Origin of the sequence: Pararoseomonas baculiformis (assembly GCF_017813395.1) — a bacterium.
GTDB lineage: Bacteria > Pseudomonadota > Alphaproteobacteria > Acetobacterales > Acetobacteraceae > Roseomonas > Roseomonas baculiformis.
In genome coordinates this window covers 197,299-213,424 of sequence record NZ_JAGIZB010000003.1, presented here as the reverse complement: position 1 = coordinate 213,424, position 16,126 = coordinate 197,299, and the positions used below count along the sequence as shown (strand labels likewise).

General features: G+C 69.2%; 11 protein-coding genes. 6 read left to right on the top strand and 5 right to left on the bottom strand.

The features are described 5' to 3' along the window. Window positions 1-17: 17 nt before the first annotated feature. On the bottom strand, window positions 18-2,345 hold the full coding sequence (locus J8J14_RS04535; protein WP_209378257.1) for a glycosyltransferase: 2,328 nt from the start codon (window positions 2,343-2,345) through the stop codon (window positions 18-20). A gap of 198 nt (window positions 2,346-2,543) precedes the next feature. Here J8J14_RS04535 and J8J14_RS04530 point away from each other — a divergent pair, with 198 nt between their 5' ends. From J8J14_RS04530 to J8J14_RS04510, 5 genes are all read left to right on the top strand, one after another. Beyond that, window positions 2,544-4,037 carry a hypothetical protein gene (locus J8J14_RS04530; protein ID WP_209378256.1) on the top strand — a complete coding sequence of 498 codons (1,494 nt, stop codon included), beginning with the start codon at window positions 2,544-2,546 and terminating at the stop codon, window positions 4,035-4,037. Window positions 4,038-4,054: 17 nt separating this feature from the next. Then, window positions 4,055-5,299, top strand: a complete 1,245-nt coding sequence (locus tag J8J14_RS04525) for a glycosyltransferase (RefSeq protein ID WP_209378255.1) — start codon at window positions 4,055-4,057, stop codon at window positions 5,297-5,299. Window positions 5,300-5,370: 71 nt separating this feature from the next. Then, window positions 5,371-6,210 (top strand): GDSL-type esterase/lipase family protein, encoded by an 840-nt coding sequence (locus J8J14_RS04520; RefSeq protein ID WP_245215372.1) that lies wholly within the window; start codon window positions 5,371-5,373, stop codon window positions 6,208-6,210. A 280-nt stretch (window positions 6,211-6,490) separates the two neighbouring features. Beyond that, window positions 6,491-7,486 carry an alginate O-acetyltransferase AlgX-related protein gene (locus J8J14_RS04515; protein ID WP_209378254.1) on the top strand — a complete coding sequence of 332 codons (996 nt, stop codon included), beginning with the start codon at window positions 6,491-6,493 and terminating at the stop codon, window positions 7,484-7,486. Then, window positions 7,486-8,196: an alginate O-acetyltransferase AlgF gene (locus tag J8J14_RS04510; RefSeq protein ID WP_209378253.1), complete on the top strand. Its 711-nt coding sequence runs from the start codon at window positions 7,486-7,488 to the stop codon at window positions 8,194-8,196. Before J8J14_RS04515 ends, J8J14_RS04510 begins: the two co-directional genes overlap by 1 nt. Before the next feature lie 126 nt (window positions 8,197-8,322). Here J8J14_RS04510 and J8J14_RS04505 read toward each other — a convergent pair whose 3' ends face one another. From J8J14_RS04505 to J8J14_RS04495, 3 genes are all read right to left on the bottom strand, one after another. Then, a complete protein-coding gene (locus tag J8J14_RS04505; protein ID WP_209378252.1) occupies window positions 8,323-10,863 on the bottom strand; it encodes a tetratricopeptide repeat protein in 2,541 nt (846 codons plus the stop codon). Window positions 10,864-11,153: 290 nt separating this feature from the next. Then, entirely contained in the window at window positions 11,154-12,290 is a 1,137-nt protein-coding gene (locus tag J8J14_RS04500; RefSeq protein WP_209378251.1) for an alginate O-acetyltransferase AlgX-related protein, read from the bottom strand. Window positions 12,291-12,297: 7 nt separating this feature from the next. After that, the gene (locus J8J14_RS04495) at window positions 12,298-13,743 is read right to left on the bottom strand and encodes an MBOAT family O-acyltransferase (RefSeq protein ID WP_245215369.1); all 1,446 of its coding nucleotides are present in this window, start codon (window positions 13,741-13,743) and stop codon (window positions 12,298-12,300) included. Between the two features lie 1,115 nt (window positions 13,744-14,858). Here J8J14_RS04495 and J8J14_RS04490 point away from each other — a divergent pair. Further along, window positions 14,859-15,785, top strand: a complete 927-nt coding sequence (locus tag J8J14_RS04490; protein ID WP_209378250.1) for a nucleoside hydrolase — start codon at window positions 14,859-14,861, stop codon at window positions 15,783-15,785. A gap of 9 nt (window positions 15,786-15,794) precedes the next feature. Here J8J14_RS04490 and J8J14_RS04485 read toward each other — a convergent pair whose 3' ends face one another. Beyond that, a complete protein-coding gene (locus J8J14_RS04485) occupies window positions 15,795-16,082 on the bottom strand; it encodes a hypothetical protein (RefSeq protein ID WP_209378249.1) in 288 nt (95 codons plus the stop codon). Between the last annotated feature and the right edge of the window lie 44 nt (window positions 16,083-16,126).

Genomic DNA, 16,126 nt, shown 5'->3' with positions numbered 1-16,126 from the left:
GCGGCTCTTGGGAAGGATCAGGCCGCGCGCGCGGCGGGCCCGTGCCCGGCATGCAGGCCCGGCGTGGTCTCCTGGAAGGCCATGGCGAGGCTGGCAAGGGTGCGGCACGCCGCGCGCGCAGCATGCGTTCCGAACCGCGCCCGGCCGAAGCGGAATGCGCCTTCGCCCAGGCGGCGGCGGCGCAGGGGGTCCCGGATCAGGGCGCGCAGATGGGCCACGTACTCACCCCGGGACCGCGCGACGAGGTAGGCGGTTCCCTCCCCGTCGCCGAGGCCGAAGGCGCCCTCCTCGGTCAGCACCGAGGGAAGCCCGCGGCAGAGATACTCCACCGTCTTGATCTTCAGACCACCCCCATAGAACACGGGGTTGATTCCGATATCGGTGTCCTCGAGGAAGTCGGCCGGGCTCTCCACCTCGCCATGCAGCCGCAGGCCGGGTGCGCGCAGCGTGGTGAGCGCGTCGCACACGCGCCCGGCGACGTGCAGCTCGGCACCGAGATCGGCGATGGCCGGCCAGACCTGCTCGATGAACCAGCGGATGCCGTCCCGGTTCATGGGGCTGTCGCCCCCGAGGAACCCGATCCGCCGCACCACCTTGCGCGCCTCCGCGCAGGGCAGGTCCGGGATGGTATGCGGGAGCAGCAGCGAGCGCCCGGGCAGCGCGCCGCGCAGCAGGGCATGCTCGGCCTCCTGGATGGCGAGCACCTGCTCGAACCCGTCCATGATGCCCAGTTCCTCCAGGGTGGAGAGGCGCAGGAAGTGCTCCCGCCCGAAATGCTCGAAGTTGCGGGTGCGGAGGGACATCACGTCATGGGTGTCCAGCACGCGGATCGGCGGGGCGGGGGAGGCATGCCGCAGATAGGAGAGGCGGATGTATTCGAGGATGACGATCTCATGCCCCCCCGCGGCCAGCACGCCTTCCAGCGCCGTGAAATGCGCGGCGTCGAAGGAGCGCCGCTCGAAAGGGGTGAGGCGCAGGCCGGCCGGTGGCGGTGCCTGCACGTCATCCCCGCCGCTGCCCGGGGAAGCGAGAAGACGCCCGCGGCGCCCCAGCACGGCGGAGGCCGCATCGGCGTCCTCGGCCTCCAGCGGCCCGAGGAAGAGGGTGTCCAGGTCCATCTCCGCCCGGGCGGCACGCAGCATGGCGGCGATGCGCGCCTGGTTGCCCAGGCTTTCCCGCCAGAACGGGATGTCGGTGACCAGAAGGGCGCGCGGGCGCCGCACCAGCGCCTCCAGCGCCGCGCGGGAGCGAAAGGGTGCGAGCTGCCGCCGCACCTCCCGCGCATAGCGCGCGGCGAGCGCGGCACTTTCGCGGGCGACCTCCTGGCGGAAGCGGGGCTCCAGCGCCCAGCGCCGGGCCAGCGCGGCGGTGGCGGCGGCATCCGGCGCGGCATGGAAGCCGGCCCGGGCACCCAGTCCGCGGAAGGCCTCGGCCGTCCCGATGACCGGGAGCCCGTAGGCCAGGGCTTCCACCGTTTTGATCTTCAGCCCCGTCCCGCCCTCATGCGGGTTCACCACCAGGTCGATGCCCGCATAGAAATCTGCCGGCTTCCCCACTCCGCCCAGCGGGACCAGCCCGGGCGCGGCGGGCCCGGCATAGCGGGAGGCTCCCCCCGCGACCCGCATCTCCGCCCCAAGCGCCGGCAGCCCTGCTGGCTCCAGCGCGTCGAGGAAGCGGGTGAGGGCGTGCCCGTTCAGCGGGTTTCCGCTGCCGAAATAGCCGATGCGCAGCGCCGAATGGGGAGCCTGCTCCAGCTCATCGGCCGCCGGCATGAAGCCGAGGGTGGCGACGGGCGCCTCGGTCATCTCTTCGAAAAGCTGCCGCTCGTCATCCTGGATGGCGAGGACGAGGTCAGCGCGGTCGAGGCCGCGCGCCTCTTCCGTGACCGTCGTGTGAAAAAATCCGACCGGCAGCCCGAGCGCCTGCAGCCGCAGATGGCGGTCCGCGAAGACGTCATGGGTGTCCAGCACCTTCAGCGTGCCGGCCGGGAAGAGCTCGAGCGCGCGGCTGAGAAAGACATACTCGACCAGCACGAGGTCGTAGGCGGAGGCGGCGGCGAGGGTGCCGAGAGCCTCCTCGAGGGAGGGCGGGAACCAGTCGTCCAGGGCATAAGTCTCGCCGAGGCTCGGGCTCTCTGCCGTGCGGTCATACGGAATAAGGTGCAGCGCATCCCAGGCGGCGCGCATTGCCTCCATGGCGTCCTGCCCCACGGCCTCACGCTGGATGAAGGCGAATTCAACTTGGTGGCCGAAGCCGCGCAGGGCGGCGAGCAGGGCGTGGATGCGCTGGCGGTTGCCCGCATCCTGCGGATGCGTGGGCGTCGGAGAGATGACGAGGCAGCGCATCGGTCTGGCGTTCTGGTCCGCTGGGCGTCGGTTCGGAAGGATGGTCGGGGGCGCCCCGGGGCTCGCCCAAGGATCGGTTGGCAGGGGCCCCGTGGTCAAGGCGTGGCGTTCCGGGCGCCGCATCCGGGGGTTGCGGCCAAGCTTGCTTCGGGGCAACCCAGCCCTTCTAATCACGCTTCCACGGGACCTGGGCGACGGATGTATTTCGAGTTCGGACAGGCGCTGCAGGCCGGCCTGGACTGCGCCGGCGATATCACGCCCGACCAGGGCGCGGTGTTCGGCTGGGTGCGGCATCGTGCCGGGGAAGTGCTGGACCTGCGCGTTGAGGGAAGCCCCGGAGAGCCGGTTGAAACCCTGCTCCTCGACATCCATCCCCGGCGGGATGTGGAGGCGCCGGAGGGAATGGCCGTCTCCGGCTTCAGTCTCGTCCACGACATCCCGCGGCATGCGGCGGGGCGGCTGCTGATCATCGGCGCCTCGGGCGAGATGCTGGCCGGACAGGAGGTCGCGATCGACCTCCTCGCCTACGACCTGCCCGTTGATGTCGAGGCGGTGACGCTCAACCGGGAATGGGGGGCGAGCTACCAGCTACTTCATGGATCCGCGAGAAATCCGGAACGGGTCAAGACGCTGGAGGCCGAAGGTGGCCCGCCCGGGATCTTCCGGGCCTGGCTGGACCGCCTGCCGCGCATGAGCGGGCGCGCCGACTGGTTCATGGAGTTCCGGCGTGTCTCGGCCCTGCGGCTGCCCGGCGGGGAGATCGTCGTCTCGGGCGGCTTCAACCTGCCCCATGAACCCGGCGAAAGGGCGGCTACCATGGGCTGCGCCCTGGTGCGGCGCCGGGGCGGAAATCTGGATGTGCTGCCGCTGATCGGCGAGCGCCGCGCGCCGTTGGAGGCCGGGTTCGCCCTGGTCGGCGTGGTGGACGCACCCGCCGATGCGGTGGTCGAGGCCGTGATCCAGATCCGCAGGGGCGAGCAGAGCTGGTGGTTCCGGGCGGAGGCGGCGCCCGGTACCCTGCCCGAATTCCTGGATGCCCTTTCCCTTTCCGGGGTGGATCTTCCCGCCGCCGACCAGGGTGCGCTGCATGGCTGGGTACGCCAGGCGCTGTCGGACCGGGGGGAGACCCTGCGTGCCCAGCTGGCCGCGATGGCACTTGCCGCCACGCCTGCCGTGCCCGGCGGAACGGCGCTTCTCTTTGACATCAACGACGACTACGCGAGCAGGGTAATCTCCCTGATCGCCCCGCAGCTTGAGGCCCGCTTCGGTCGCGTAATCCTGAGCGGAGACATGGCCTCCCGCGCCGCGGCGGGGCTGATGCGACGGGGGCACATGGAGGTTTCGGTGGAAGGCGGTGCCCGCGCCGCGCTAGAAGCCGCCGCGCGCGATCCCGGCCCGGTGGCCCCGATCGACACGGCATCGCTCGTCGATGCCGCGATCGAGGGCAATCCCGCCCGGCTGACGGCCAATGCCCTTCCTTCCGACCGGCTGCCGATGATCGTCGCGCTGCATGGCATGGCTGGAGTGGGTGAGATGGAGAACACGCTTCGTCGCGTGGTCGCGCTGATGGGAGGCACGGATCCCTCCGCCCTGCCCATGCCCACCCAGCGGCCCGATGCCGTGGGCGGGCTGGTGGCCGAGCATCTGCAGGGGCTCTGGGAAATGGTGCCGGTTTCGGGGACGCCGCGATGAAGAAATCGTCCGTTTGCTTGATCTCGCATGCCCATCCCGATTTCTCGAAGGGCGGCGGCGAGACGGCGGCCTACCGGCAGTTCCAGACCATGGCCGGCGATGGGTGGGATGCGAGCTTCGTCGCCGCCATCGAGCTGCCGGGCGGGCAGTCGCCCGCGGATCGTGGCGAGGCGGTCGCCCGCTATGGCGAGAACGAGTACCTCTACGCTGTCGGCGGCATGGAGGATGACCGGCTGTGGTGGCGCAGCGCCGAGCAGCGCCGCGCGCTGGTGAAGCTGCTCGCCGGGCTGAACTGCGACGTCTACCATTTCCATCATTACTGGCGCGTCGGGCTCGACCTTGTCGCCGAGCTGGCCGAGGCGCGGCCGGATGCGCGCATGGTGGTGACCCTGCATGAGATGCTGGCCATCTGCAGCCACCACGGCCAGATGATCCGCACGCGCTCCCGCGAGCTCTGCCGCAAGGAGACGGCGCAGCGCTGCCTGACCTGCTTCCCGGACCAGACGCTCGAGCGGCTGCGGCTGCGCAAGGCGATGATGATCTCCGGCCTGCGTGCCTTCGATCATTATGTGTATCCCAGCCACTTCATCGCCGAGCGCTACCGCGCATGGGGGCTGAACCCGGACAAGGCGACGGTGCTGGAGAACTATCTGGGCGACGACCTGCTGGCGCTGCCCCGCCGCTCGCGCGACAGCGCGCGGACGGCCGGGCGCTTCGCCTTCTTCGGCCAGCCCACGGAGTTCAAGGGGCTGGACATTCTCATTCCCGCCTTTGCGGGCGCCCTGGCCGATGATCCGCAGCTGGGCCTGATGATCTACGGCGCGACGCAGGAGGAAACGCTCCGTTTCTTCCCGAGCCTGGAGCGCCCGATCACGGCGTCCGGCGACCGGATCGTCTTCGCCGGGCGCTACGACTCGGCCGATGTGGTCGCGCTGATGGCTTCGGTCGGCTGGGTGATCATGCCCTCGATCTGGTGGGAGAACTCCCCGGTTGTCATCCAGGAGGCCCGTCGCGCGGGCACGCCGCTGATGGTGTCGGGGATCGGCGGCATGGCCGAGAAGGTGCTTGACGGCGTGGACGGGCTGCATTTCCGCGCCGGTTCCGTTCCCGACCTCACCCGCGCGATGCTCGAGGGCGCGGTGCCCGAGAACCACGAGCGGCTGTCCTCCAGCCTGCGCGACGTGATCGGGCGGGAGGAATTCCTCGATGCCCTGCGGGGTATCTATGCGCCGGAGGAGCAGCCCTTCCGCCAAGCGGCCTGAGGGCAAGGGGGACAGGCGCCACTCTGCCATTGACTTTGCGCGGCGGTGAGGCAGATCGGGCATGACACGGGATGTCCGGGATCCTCATGCCTTTTCCGCCGCGCCTGCTGCCCAATCAGCGTTCCCCAAGGCCGCAGGCGCATCGGCGCCGCTGGCGCTCGGCGCTTCTGAAGCTCTGCGTCGGCGGGCTTCTCGTCACGGCCGTGACCCCAGCCCTGGCGCAGGGAGAGCAGGCCTGCCCGGCTATCCCGGCCCGCGAGCCCTTGCCGCGGGAGGCCAAGCCCGAATTGCTGGAGGATCCCTACTGGCGCGCGCGCGTCGCCGAGCTGAGCCGCGTCGCCAGCCGCGACATGTCCTATGCGCGGATGATCTTCTTTGGGGACTCGATCACCCATGTCTGGCACCTGCCGGTGTGGGAGCAGTATTACGGATCCCGCGGCGGCGTGAATTTCGGGGTTGCGGGCGATTTCACACAGGGGCTGCTGTGGCGGCTGAACCAGGGCGGCCAGTGGCCGGCCTCGCTGAAGCCCAAGCTCGCCGTGCTGCTGATCGGCACCAACAACGCGGCCTATTCCGCGCCGCCGGAGAACACCGCGCTCGGCATCGCGGAAACCGTGCGCCTCATTCGCCAGCGCTCCCCGGCCACCAGGGTGCTGATCATCGGTATCCTGCCACGGGGCGCGGATGCGAGTGACCCGGCGCGGCGCGTCAATCAGCGGGTGAACGAACTCGTCTCCCGCTGCGCCGATCAGCGCTGGGTCTTCTATGTCGATGTCGGGAACGCCTTGCTCGATCAGCAGGGGCGCCTTTCCGAACAGATCGCCCATGATCGCCTTCACCTGACCGCCGAAGGATATGCACGGCTCTCCGCGGCCCTTGCCCCGACCATCAACGCCCTGATGGGTCCATGATGCACAGCCCATGGGATGTTTTCCGGCATCACCTGCGCGCGCATTGACGCCTTCGATCACGGATTCGTTTGAAGCCGGTTGAGTGGCGGTCCATCCATTTTGTATAGAGCGAGCCTCTCGGTGGGGCATGGGTCGGGGTGGCATATACTCGCGGTTGCGTTGGCCATGATGCTGGGCCGCATGGCCCTGCCGCAGGGCTTACCGAAGTTGCCGCGGATCCTCGGCGAATCGTCTCCCCGTTCCCTTTCCCGTCGCTGACGCTTCCCAAGGAGCATTCCGCATGAGCGGATCCAATGGTTCGAACGCTTGGCCGGTGTCGCGCCGCGCCCTCTTGGGTGCGGCCGGCCTCGCCGCCATTCCGGGCAGGCTGCGAGCCCAGACCGCCGGCGCCGCGGTGATCGGCAAGGAGGGCTGGCTCTTCCCGATCTGGGACAAGACCGACCAGATCAATACCCGGGAACTGACCCAGACGCTGAACGTCATGGGACAGACCGCCGGGATCCTCCGCTCTGCGGGAATCGCGACCGCCTATGTGCTCGCGCCGTCGAAGGCGCGGACCTACCGCCAGTACCTGCCGAACAACACGCGGATCTCCGCCGACATCGACCGCCGCTACGCAACCGCCGTGGCCGAAATGCGCAAGGCCGGCGCCATCGTGCCCGATCTGGACGCAGCCTTCCGCGCGCGCGCCAACGACGCCGAGGGGCTCTTCTTCAAGACGGACACCCACTGGACACCGCTGGGCGCCGAACTGGCCGCCGCCGAAACCGCCAAGGCTGTTGCCCAGGCCAATGTGCTGCCCGCCAGCAGCCGGCCCGGCCTGCAGCTGCAGCCGGCCATGGTGAAGACACAGGGGCGCGGCGACCTCGTGCGCAACCTGCCCGAGGCGCAGCGCCAGGCTTACGGGCCGGAACGCTACCAGATCCGCGAGCCGGTCGCGGCGACCGGCGCGGCCGCGCTGGTGGCTGATGACTCCGCCGATGTCGCGGTGATCGGCAACAGCTACTCGCAGCCGCTCTACGGCTTCCACGCCTCGCTCTCCAACCAGATGAACAGGCCGGTTTCGCTCTTCTGGAAGCCGAACAACTTCGGTCCCTACAACATCCTCCTGAGCTATCTGGCGAGCGAGGGCTTCAAGCGGCAGCGCCCGAAGCTGATCACCTGGGTCCAGCTGGAATTCGACCTGCCCGGCCTGCCGACCAGCAGCGGTTGGGGTCAGAACGCCATCTCGGTGGACCAGTACCTGGCCGATCTCCGCCGGGCCGTCGGCGCGTGATGCGGCGCCGGCTTCCGATCCTCGGGCTGCTTCTGGCGGGCGTCGCGATCACCGCGATGCCCGCTGCCGCCCAGAACGCTCCGAGCCAGGCGCAGGTCTATGACCCTCAGCCGCCGCCAGACTCGGCCTATGTGCGCTTCGTGAACGGTCTCGGCGAGGAGGTGGCGGTCCGCCCCGGCTTCATGCCGCCGCTGCGCCTCGGAACGGGCACGCAGGATCGAGTTACGCCCTACAGCGTGGCCGAGAAGGTGGGAACCCGTGAACTGACGATCGAGGCCAGTGCGCAGGGGCGCAACGCGCGCATCACCCTGCGCGCGGCCTCCGGCAGCTTCAACACGGTCCTGCTGCACCGTGCGCCGGACGGATCCATCACCGGCACCCCCGTTGTGGACCTGGCGGACTTCAACCGCGCCCGCGCGAAGCTCAGCTTCTACAATCTGGCGCCTAACTGCGGCACGGCTTCGCTCCAGATCGCGCCACCGGGGCCTTCCGTGTTCGACCAGGTGGCATTCGGCACGGCCAAGAGCCGCAGCGTCAATCCGGTGACGGCACAGCTCCTCGCCGGGTGCGGGGAGGGGGCGTCAGCGCCGAATTTTCCGCTGGAGAACACCGAGGCGGGTGGCATGTACAGCATCTGGCTGATGCGCCCGGATGGACAGGCGCTGACGTCCTTCGTCACGCGCGATACCACGACACCCTGGCGTCGCTGACCGACTGAACCTCCCCCTGCATAAGGGGGAGGTTCTACGGACGGCGGTGAAGGTAAGGGGGCTTCCGCGGCAGTCTTGGTACTGCTGCGGAAGCCCCTTTGCGTTCCGGTAAGCCGACCGGGCTCTTCAGCGCTGAGAAAGGCTCACATCGGCTTCGACCGGCCGCAGCTGCCTTGCCCGCAGGCGCGCGGCTTCCTCCAGCGCGCGTCGGGCACGCAGCACGTCGCCGCGTGCCCGCGCGATGCGCGCATCCAGCAGCGCCATCTGAAGCGGGTCGGCGCCGAGTGCGCGACCCTCGCTCAGGAGTTGCTCGGCACGTCCATAGGCACCCTGCGCCACTGCCGCCTCACCCGCGACGCTTCGCACAGCGACATCGCGCGGATTCTGCCGCAACAGCCCATCGGTGATTCGCGACGCCTCCTCCGCCCGGTCCGTGCTGGCATAGATGCGCGCGAGGGAGAGCTGGACTTCCGGGCTCTCCGGAGAACGCTCCAGTGCGGGCGCCAGCCGTTGCAGTGCGGCCCCACGATTTCCGTCATAGGTCAGGCGATCCGCCGCCGCAGCGGTGGAGTTGTTCCGGACAGCGGCAGCCTGACGGCGCGCATCAACCGTGAGGGCCGGATCCCGCTCGGCGCTCGCCGCCAGGGTCTCGGCCTGGTTCGCGCGTCCGGCTTCCAGCATTGCCCCTGCCACCGCGAGCCGCGCGGAAGGGGGAGCCCCTTCCGTTGCCGAGGTTGCGAGGCGGACTGCCTGGTCCAGGTTCGCCGTCTGGCTCAGGCGCGAGAAGGCCCGAATGACGGCGGCCTGCACCTCTCCGGTCGGATCGGGGCGGGACGCGAGGGCAAGGAGGCGCCGCGCGGCATCGGAACGTGGATTCCCGCGCGCCGCGTTTTCAAGGCGGCGCAACTCCAACACCTGCTGGTTCTGGGCCAGCAGCCGCTGCGGGTCCTCGGTCCTGGCACGCGGCGGGATCGACTGGAGCCGATCCACCGTCTCTGACACGCGGCCATCCGCATTGGACAGCAGGGCGGCGGCGAACAGAGCGTCGGGCGCCGTGCGTTCGCTGAGGCTCCGCTCAATGCGCCGGGCTTCCTCGACCTGTCCCTTCGCCCGCAGGAGGCGCGCCACATCATAGGAGGCCCAGACATTGTTCGGATCAGCCGCCAATGCGCCGCGAAGGATGGCCAGCTTCGCCTCCGGATCCGCCGTGCGCGCGGCTTCCTCGCGCAGGATGGTGGCGCGCAGAAGCAGGGTATCCTGGTTAGGGCGGTAGCCGGTCTCCGACACGAGACGGTCCGCCTCGGCGAAGCGCCGCTGGCGCTGCAGCACCTCGAACAGCCCTGCCTGGGCCGCGGCAAAGCGGGGGTTGATCGAGAGGGCACTCCGGAAACGCGTCTCGGCCGCCGAGTAATTGCGCTGACGGATCGCGACCATGCCGAGCACCGTCTCGCCCTGCGCACGTTCGGCGCCGCCGGCGCGGATGGCCTGATTCGCGTGACGCGTCGCGCTGTCCAGCGCGTTCCGGCTGAGATTCTGCCAGGCAAGCGTCGCCGCGCTCGCTGGCGCCACGAAACCACGGCCGCCTCCGCCGCGCGATCCGCCGCCTGTGGCAATCGCGGGCCGCGCGGTCAGATCGCCGATCTGCTGTTCGAATTCCTCGCGCCGCAAGGGTGAGAGCTCAATGGCCCGGGCGAGCAGCTCGCGGGCCTCCGGGAAGCGTTCCTGGATCTTTCGGATAATCGCCAGGCCGAACACGGCCTCGCCATCCGTCGGGTCGGACGCGATCGCGGCCTCGAAGCCGCGCTCGGCATCATCGAAGCGCCGTTCGCTGAGCCCGTTCCACGCGTTGAGCCGTTCGATGGCGCCGGGCGGAATGCGGGTGGCCTTGGCCTCCTCGAACTTGGCCTGAATCTCCGGGTCGGCTGGATTCGTTCGGAGATAGATCTCGATCATCTCCGCCGTGTCGGGATCCGAGCCCATCCAGAGCAGGGTCTGCCGCCATGTGGCCCGCGCACCAGCCGAGGCCATAGGCGCATCGGCCAATGTGCGGAGGCGTCGCACGGCCTCGATGCGGTACCCCTCGTTGAAGCTGAGGAGCTGCGCGTAGGAGAGCTGCAGAGCCAGATTGTCGGGCGCAAGCTGCACGGCCCGCTCCAGGCCCTGCCGCGCCTCCTCGAAATTCCGCTCCGAGGTCCCGGCGAGGGTCAGGTAGTATTCGGCCGCGAAAAGCACCGGCACGTCCCCGTTCGGGAACAGCTCACGGTAGCGCTGCATGGCCGCCTCGCGCTGCCCGGCCTCGGACAGCCGGCGCGCATCCGAGAGAATGGCTTGGTCAACCGTCGCCGCCCTGAGGGCCTGAGCGGCGCGCATTGCCGCAGGCGTGTTGGGCGCGATCTGGTTGAGGCGGGCGAGGTAGGTTTCCGCGGTCGGCCGGTCGCCATTCTGCGCGGCCACTTCCGCCGATGCGGCCAGCACGTCCGGATTGTTGGGATCGAGTTGCAGCAGCCTGTCGAGTGCCTGCTGCGCGAGTTCGGGGCGGCCCTGCGCCGTCCAGTAATTGGCCTGGTCCAGCAGGATGAGGAAGGCACGGGGCGGCGGCGCAGGCGCAGCCGCGTTAGGGGAGGTGTTCACCACCGCCCCGGCGGCGGGTGCCGGAGCGGGGGTCACCGCCGCCGGACTGGACTGGGCCATAAGAGGAGCGGGGCCGATGGCGCCGAGCAGGAGGGCAGCTCCCCCGGCAAGCGCTGGATGGCCGGCACGCAATGCCAGGCAAACCCGAGCAGCGCTGGCTCGCGAAGACCCTGCCGGGCGAGAATTGCGAGCGGACATGCCATGCTCCTTCAATGTCTCAGATATAGGAGAAGCCAGCCCAGCAGACCAGCGAATGAGCCGCGGCGTCCACCTGTTCCGGAGCGCAGGGGCGGGCATCCTGTCGCCGTATGGAGGGGCCATGTCGCTCACCGACCCTCCACTCCAGGGCTCAGGATGAAACGGCGCTCCGCCTCGGTGATCGGTTGGGCGACCACCCGCTCAGGAATTTCCCAGATGACCAGACGCGGTGCTGACTGGCGGAAGGACTCCCCGGCGAAATAGCTGATCGCGCTGCCCGAGAAGCCGCCGCCAGCGGTCGCCGCATTCAGGACAGCACTGCGCAACGCCTCCTGGAGGGCGCCGTGGAAATTTGCGTTCACCGAGTAGGAGGACCCGATCAGCGCAACCTCCGGGGCACGGGCCTCGTCGAGAAGTCCGCCGCCCTGCTCCCCGGCGGCTTCTGTCCGCTCGAGGTGCTGATGGTCGGGGCGTGGGCGCAGCGGCGCGGGCACCTGGTCAAGGCTCGTCAGCCTCAACAGGTCGCCTGGGCCCTCGGTCTGCTCCGCTGCGGCCGTGGTGCGGAAGCTGTCTTCACGGCTGAGTGGCGCCGCTTCGAGCGAGCGCGCGATGGCGACGGCTGCAGCGCGGGCACCCTGCTGGTTCCAGTGGGTGTCGGTCCGGTAATAGGCGCTGCCACGGGCCTCCTGCTCGGAGAGCGGCGGCAGGAGGCTGATCGGCTGCACGCCGCGGCCCTGGAGCAGCTGGACAAAGGTGTCGTACCGGTCCGCGGATTGCGAGGAGCGTGGCGCCCCGCAGAGCGCCGCCGCCTGGACCCGCGCCTTGTCCGGCACCACCGCCACGGAGAGCTGGATGCCCCGTGCGCCGAGGGCCTCGCGCAGCCGGAGGACGCCGTCGGCGCGTTCCGCCATGGCCTGCTCCGCGCCGGGCCAGGGGCGCAGTTCCTCGGTCAGGAACAGCGTCTCGCCGCATCCCACCCGCACCTGCGGGCCACCCGATCCGAAAAGATTGTAGCGGAAGGCGGCCCCCGCGCCCCGCAGCAACGGGTCGGCTGGCAACTGGTGGGCCAGCACCTGGTTCACGGCGCCGGTCAGCCGGCCCGAGAGGAAGGCACTCGGCGTCAGGTTGGATTCGAGGCGCTGCCATCCCTGCGGGCTCGATAGGGCCGACAGACCCTGCCATGCCCCGATCCCCAGCAGGACCACCGCCGCCGCGCCCTGCAGGACGGCGGCGGCATGGGCGTTCTTCCAGGTGCTCTCGGTCATGGGCGCCTCAGAACTGGAAGTAGAGGAAGGGCACGGCAGCGCGGCTGTAGAGCAGCACAACGCCGAGCAGGAAGGCCGCAAGGGGCCCGATCACCCACAGGACCCGCCACGCGCTCCCCATGGCTTCCGGTGGCCGCAGGAAAGGCAGGCGGGAGCCCAGCAGCGGCAGGTACACGATCACCACGGCGATGAGCATCGTCCACCACTGGTCCGGCGTGACCTGCCAGGCCAGGGCGTCGCTCAGCCCCGTGCCGTTGAGCCCAATCATGCCGCCATACATGGTGAAGGCGTTGCCGACGTCATGCGCCCGGAACACCACCCAGCCGATAATGGCGGCCAGCATGGTCAGCACATTGCCCAGCCAGTAGGGCATTGGCTTGTTGCCGGCGCCCTGCCAGAGCCGATGCAGCGCCAGCAAGCCGCCATGCCACGCGCCCCAGATGATGAAGGTCCAGTTGGCCCCGTGCCAGAAGCCTCCGATCACCATCGTGAGGAACAGGTTCAGATAGGTCCGGAAGGCGCCTTTCCGGTTCCCGCCGAGCGAGATGTAGAGATAGTCGCGCAGGAAGCGCGACAGGGTCATGTGCCAGCGCTGCCAGAAGCCCTGGATCGACCCCGCCAGATAGGGATGGTTGAAGTTCTCGGGGAAGTGGAAGCCGATCATCAGCGCCAGGCCGATCGCCATGGCGGAATAACCCGCGAAGTCGAAATAGAGCTGCAGCGTGTAGGCTACCGCCCCGGTCCAGGCATCGACGAGGGTTGGGTTGGGTAGGGCGAAGGCGGCATCCGCCACCAGCGCCACCGTATCCGCGAGGCAGACCTTCATGGCGAAGCCGGTCATGAAGCGCCGGGCGCCCATGCCGAACTGCGCGAGGCTGTGGGGGCGGGAGACCAGCTCGTCCTTGATCTCCGCATAGCGGACGATCGGACCGGCGATGAGCTGGCTGAAGATCGCCTTGTAGGTGGCGTAGTCCAGCAGCTTCCGCGTCACAGGCACGGTGCCGCGCCAGATGTCGGTCAGGTAGGAAACCGATTGCAGCACGTAGAAGGAGAGGCCGATGGGCAGGATGATCTCGGCCCAGGGCATCGGCGCCAGACCGGCCGCGGAGCGGAGGTCGTTGAAAACGGAGACCCCGAAATTCGCGTACTTGAAATAAGCGAGGACGCCGAGATTGCCGACGAGCCCCGTGATGAAGAGCCCGGTTCCCAATCTAGTCTTGGGCCCGACCTGATCCATCCAGCGCACGGTGTAGAAGGTGAACACCGTGCAGAAGATCAGCAGGAACAGGAAGTCCACCCGCCACCAGGCGTAAAAGGCCCAGGAGAGGAGCAGAATCGTCCAGTTCCGGTGCCGGAAGGGCGTGAGGAAGTACGCCGCGAAGAACAGCGGCAGGAACAGGCAGAGGAACTCAAAAGAGGCGAAAATCATGGCGCGGACCGTGCCCCCGCGCATCGGCCGCCGGGCTGCCCCTCAGGGCCGCTCACCCCCGCCATTCTCTGTTCTCCCCTGCCGGGCTTCCTGATGGCCCGTGTCGCAAAGCCGGTGATCCCGTGTGCCGCATGCCAGGGGCGCTGCGGCACACGGCAACCTCCCCAGACATCCAGGTGACTGCCTGAACGGGCTTTAGATCGCGATTGCGTGAGCCGCCAGATGCCCGATCCGCCGGGGGACGATGCGCGAAAGATTCCGGGCGGACCGCGATGAAAAAGCCGCATCTCAGCAATGGGCCGCCCCCGTCGAGAGCGGGGTGGCGCGTCGGAGGGGAGGAGAGTGTCCCGGCAGGAGCGCGCGAGCGCAGGCGGGGCGGTAACAGAGTGGCACCGAGGCTCCGGAACGTTCTGCGCCCCGCCCACAGGCCCTCACACTGGTTCAGGCATGGAACGGATCGGCGATGATCATTCCGCCTATCACGCCGGAGATGCTCGTCGGGCGCTGCTGCCGGAATACCCTCCCGAATGCGCCATCGGCTCCGCTGGCCCGCGTTCTTCATGAGATCCGGCGGCTTCCACTCGGCGCGGAAGCCTTCGAATCAAGGCGCGGGCCCTTCGACGCGCCGCAAACAGGCTTCGACGATCCTGCGAGGGCGGATGGCATTGTTGAGGGGGGCTCCGGCAACATAGCTGACGGCATCGGACGGGAAGAGCCGTCGTGTCGCTTTACGGCATGATCCCAAGTCGCTGCAACCGCCTCCATTATTGAGACGACTCTGATTCGTTCGTTGAGCCTGGATCCCGCTGCGGCGAACGAAACGGGCTGCCGCCGCGACCCGCTTTGGCAAGAATTCCGGCCCACGCGCCCGCTACGCTGCCAAGTGCAGATGAGGCGGGTCTGCGGCCCTGGCGGCGTCTGGTCGAGAAGGGTGGCGGCTGGCATCTTCGCCGGCCGCCCCCGCAACGGAGTGCCCTTCCCATGCCCCGCGCACAGGCCCCGCAGCCATTGGCCGAGAGGATGCCGACCTCGCTGGGGAACCGGCACCTTCACCCCGGGCCCGGCCTGCAGGCGCGCCGGACGCGCCCAGGCTGCGGCGCCGGCTGGTTCTGCAGCCCGGCCGCGGCGGCGCTTGCGGCATGAGCGGAAGCCTGCGGCGCCCGGTGATCCTGGATTGCGACCCCGGCACGGATGACGCGTTCGCCCTGTGGCTGGCCCTCGCCTCGCCGGAGATCGACCTGCGCATGGTGACGGTGGCGGGCGGCAATGCCGGGCTGGCACGCACCCTGGAGAACGCCTGCGCTGTGGTCGGGCTGGCCGGGGCGGTGGTGCCGGTGGTGCCCGGCGCTGAGCGGCCCCTGCGCGGCGGCTTCATGGGTGATGGCGTGGTGCATGGGCCAGATGGGCTGGCAGGGATCGTGCTGCCGCAGGGTCCATCCCCCGTGGAGGCCGTGGCAGCCGACGCGATCCGCACGGCGCGGCCAGGAAGCTTCACCCTGGTCGGAATCGGGCCCGCGACCAACCTGGCCCTGGCTCTGGCGACGGAACCCGCGCTGTCGGACCGGGTGTCGGAAATCGTCCTCATGTCCGGAGCCTGGGGCGAGGGGAACTGGACGCCCTCGGCCGAGTTCAACGCGGCGAGCGATCCCGAGGCGCTGGACATCCTCCTTCGCTCCGGATGCCCCGTGACCCTGGTCACGCTTGAGCTGACGGCCCAGGCGCTGGTCACGCCCGCGCGGATCGCGGCGATGCGCGGCCTTGGCGGCGGCGCCTGCCTTCGGGCCGCCTGCGATATCCTGGCCGCCGTGCCGCCCTCACGCCGGATGGGCGGGGAGGGGCATCCACTGCATGATCCCTGCGCCGTCGGCTGGCTGGTGGCGCCTGACCTTTTCCATGCTGGGAAGGCGGCTGTGGAGGTGGAATGCGGTGACGGGCCCGGGCGCGGCCGGACCCATATCGATCGCTGGAGCCGCACGCCCACATCCCCTGACGTGACCCTGCCCGAGGTCCTGGATGGAGATGGTTTCTTCGCTCTTCTCGGGCAGCGCCTGGCGCGGCTGCCCTAAGGGCCACCGCTAATCGGCATTGGCCTTCAGGCTGCCCTGGATCCAGCCTTCAATGTCACGGTCGAGCCCGGACATGTGCACGTCCGTCGTTACATGCGTGACCAGGAGCTTCCCCTCCAGGCCCGCCCGCGAGAGCGCGCCCCGGATATGGGAAAGCAGGTATTTCGGCGACACGCTGGTATCCACCAGCATCGCGCCCTTCACCATGCAGTGGCTTTCGCTCAGCTCCCAGATGGAGGCCTCCATGGCCTCCGCGCCGCCCTCGGGCAGGTCGTGCAGGACGAGGCATAAGGTCATGGCTGGGGTCCGTCAGGAAATGGCTGCTGGCTTCCCGGGCACCG

Excerpts from the sequence above, each read along its gene's own strand:
- J8J14_RS04535 (WP_209378257.1), bottom strand. The coding sequence starts at position 2,345 with ATGCGCTGCCTCGTCATCTCTCCGACGCCCACGCATCCGCAGGATGCG.
- J8J14_RS04530 (WP_209378256.1), top strand. The coding sequence starts at position 2,544 with ATGTATTTCGAGTTCGGACAGGCGCTGCAGGCCGGCCTGGACTGCGCC.
- J8J14_RS04520 (WP_245215372.1), top strand. The coding sequence starts at position 5,371 with ATGTCCGGGATCCTCATGCCTTTTCCGCCGCGCCTGCTGCCCAATCAG.
- J8J14_RS04515 (WP_209378254.1), top strand. The coding sequence starts at position 6,491 with ATGAGCGGATCCAATGGTTCGAACGCTTGGCCGGTGTCGCGCCGCGCC.
- J8J14_RS04510 (WP_209378253.1), top strand. The coding sequence starts at position 7,486 with ATGCGGCGCCGGCTTCCGATCCTCGGGCTGCTTCTGGCGGGCGTCGCG.
- J8J14_RS04500 (WP_209378251.1), bottom strand. The coding sequence starts at position 12,290 with ATGACCGAGAGCACCTGGAAGAACGCCCATGCCGCCGCCGTCCTGCAG.
- J8J14_RS04495 (WP_245215369.1), bottom strand. The coding sequence starts at position 13,743 with ATGCGCGGGGGCACGGTCCGCGCCATGATTTTCGCCTCTTTTGAGTTC.
- J8J14_RS04490 (WP_209378250.1), top strand. The coding sequence starts at position 14,859 with ATGAGCGGAAGCCTGCGGCGCCCGGTGATCCTGGATTGCGACCCCGGC.
- J8J14_RS04485 (WP_209378249.1), bottom strand. The coding sequence starts at position 16,082 with ATGACCTTATGCCTCGTCCTGCACGACCTGCCCGAGGGCGGCGCGGAG.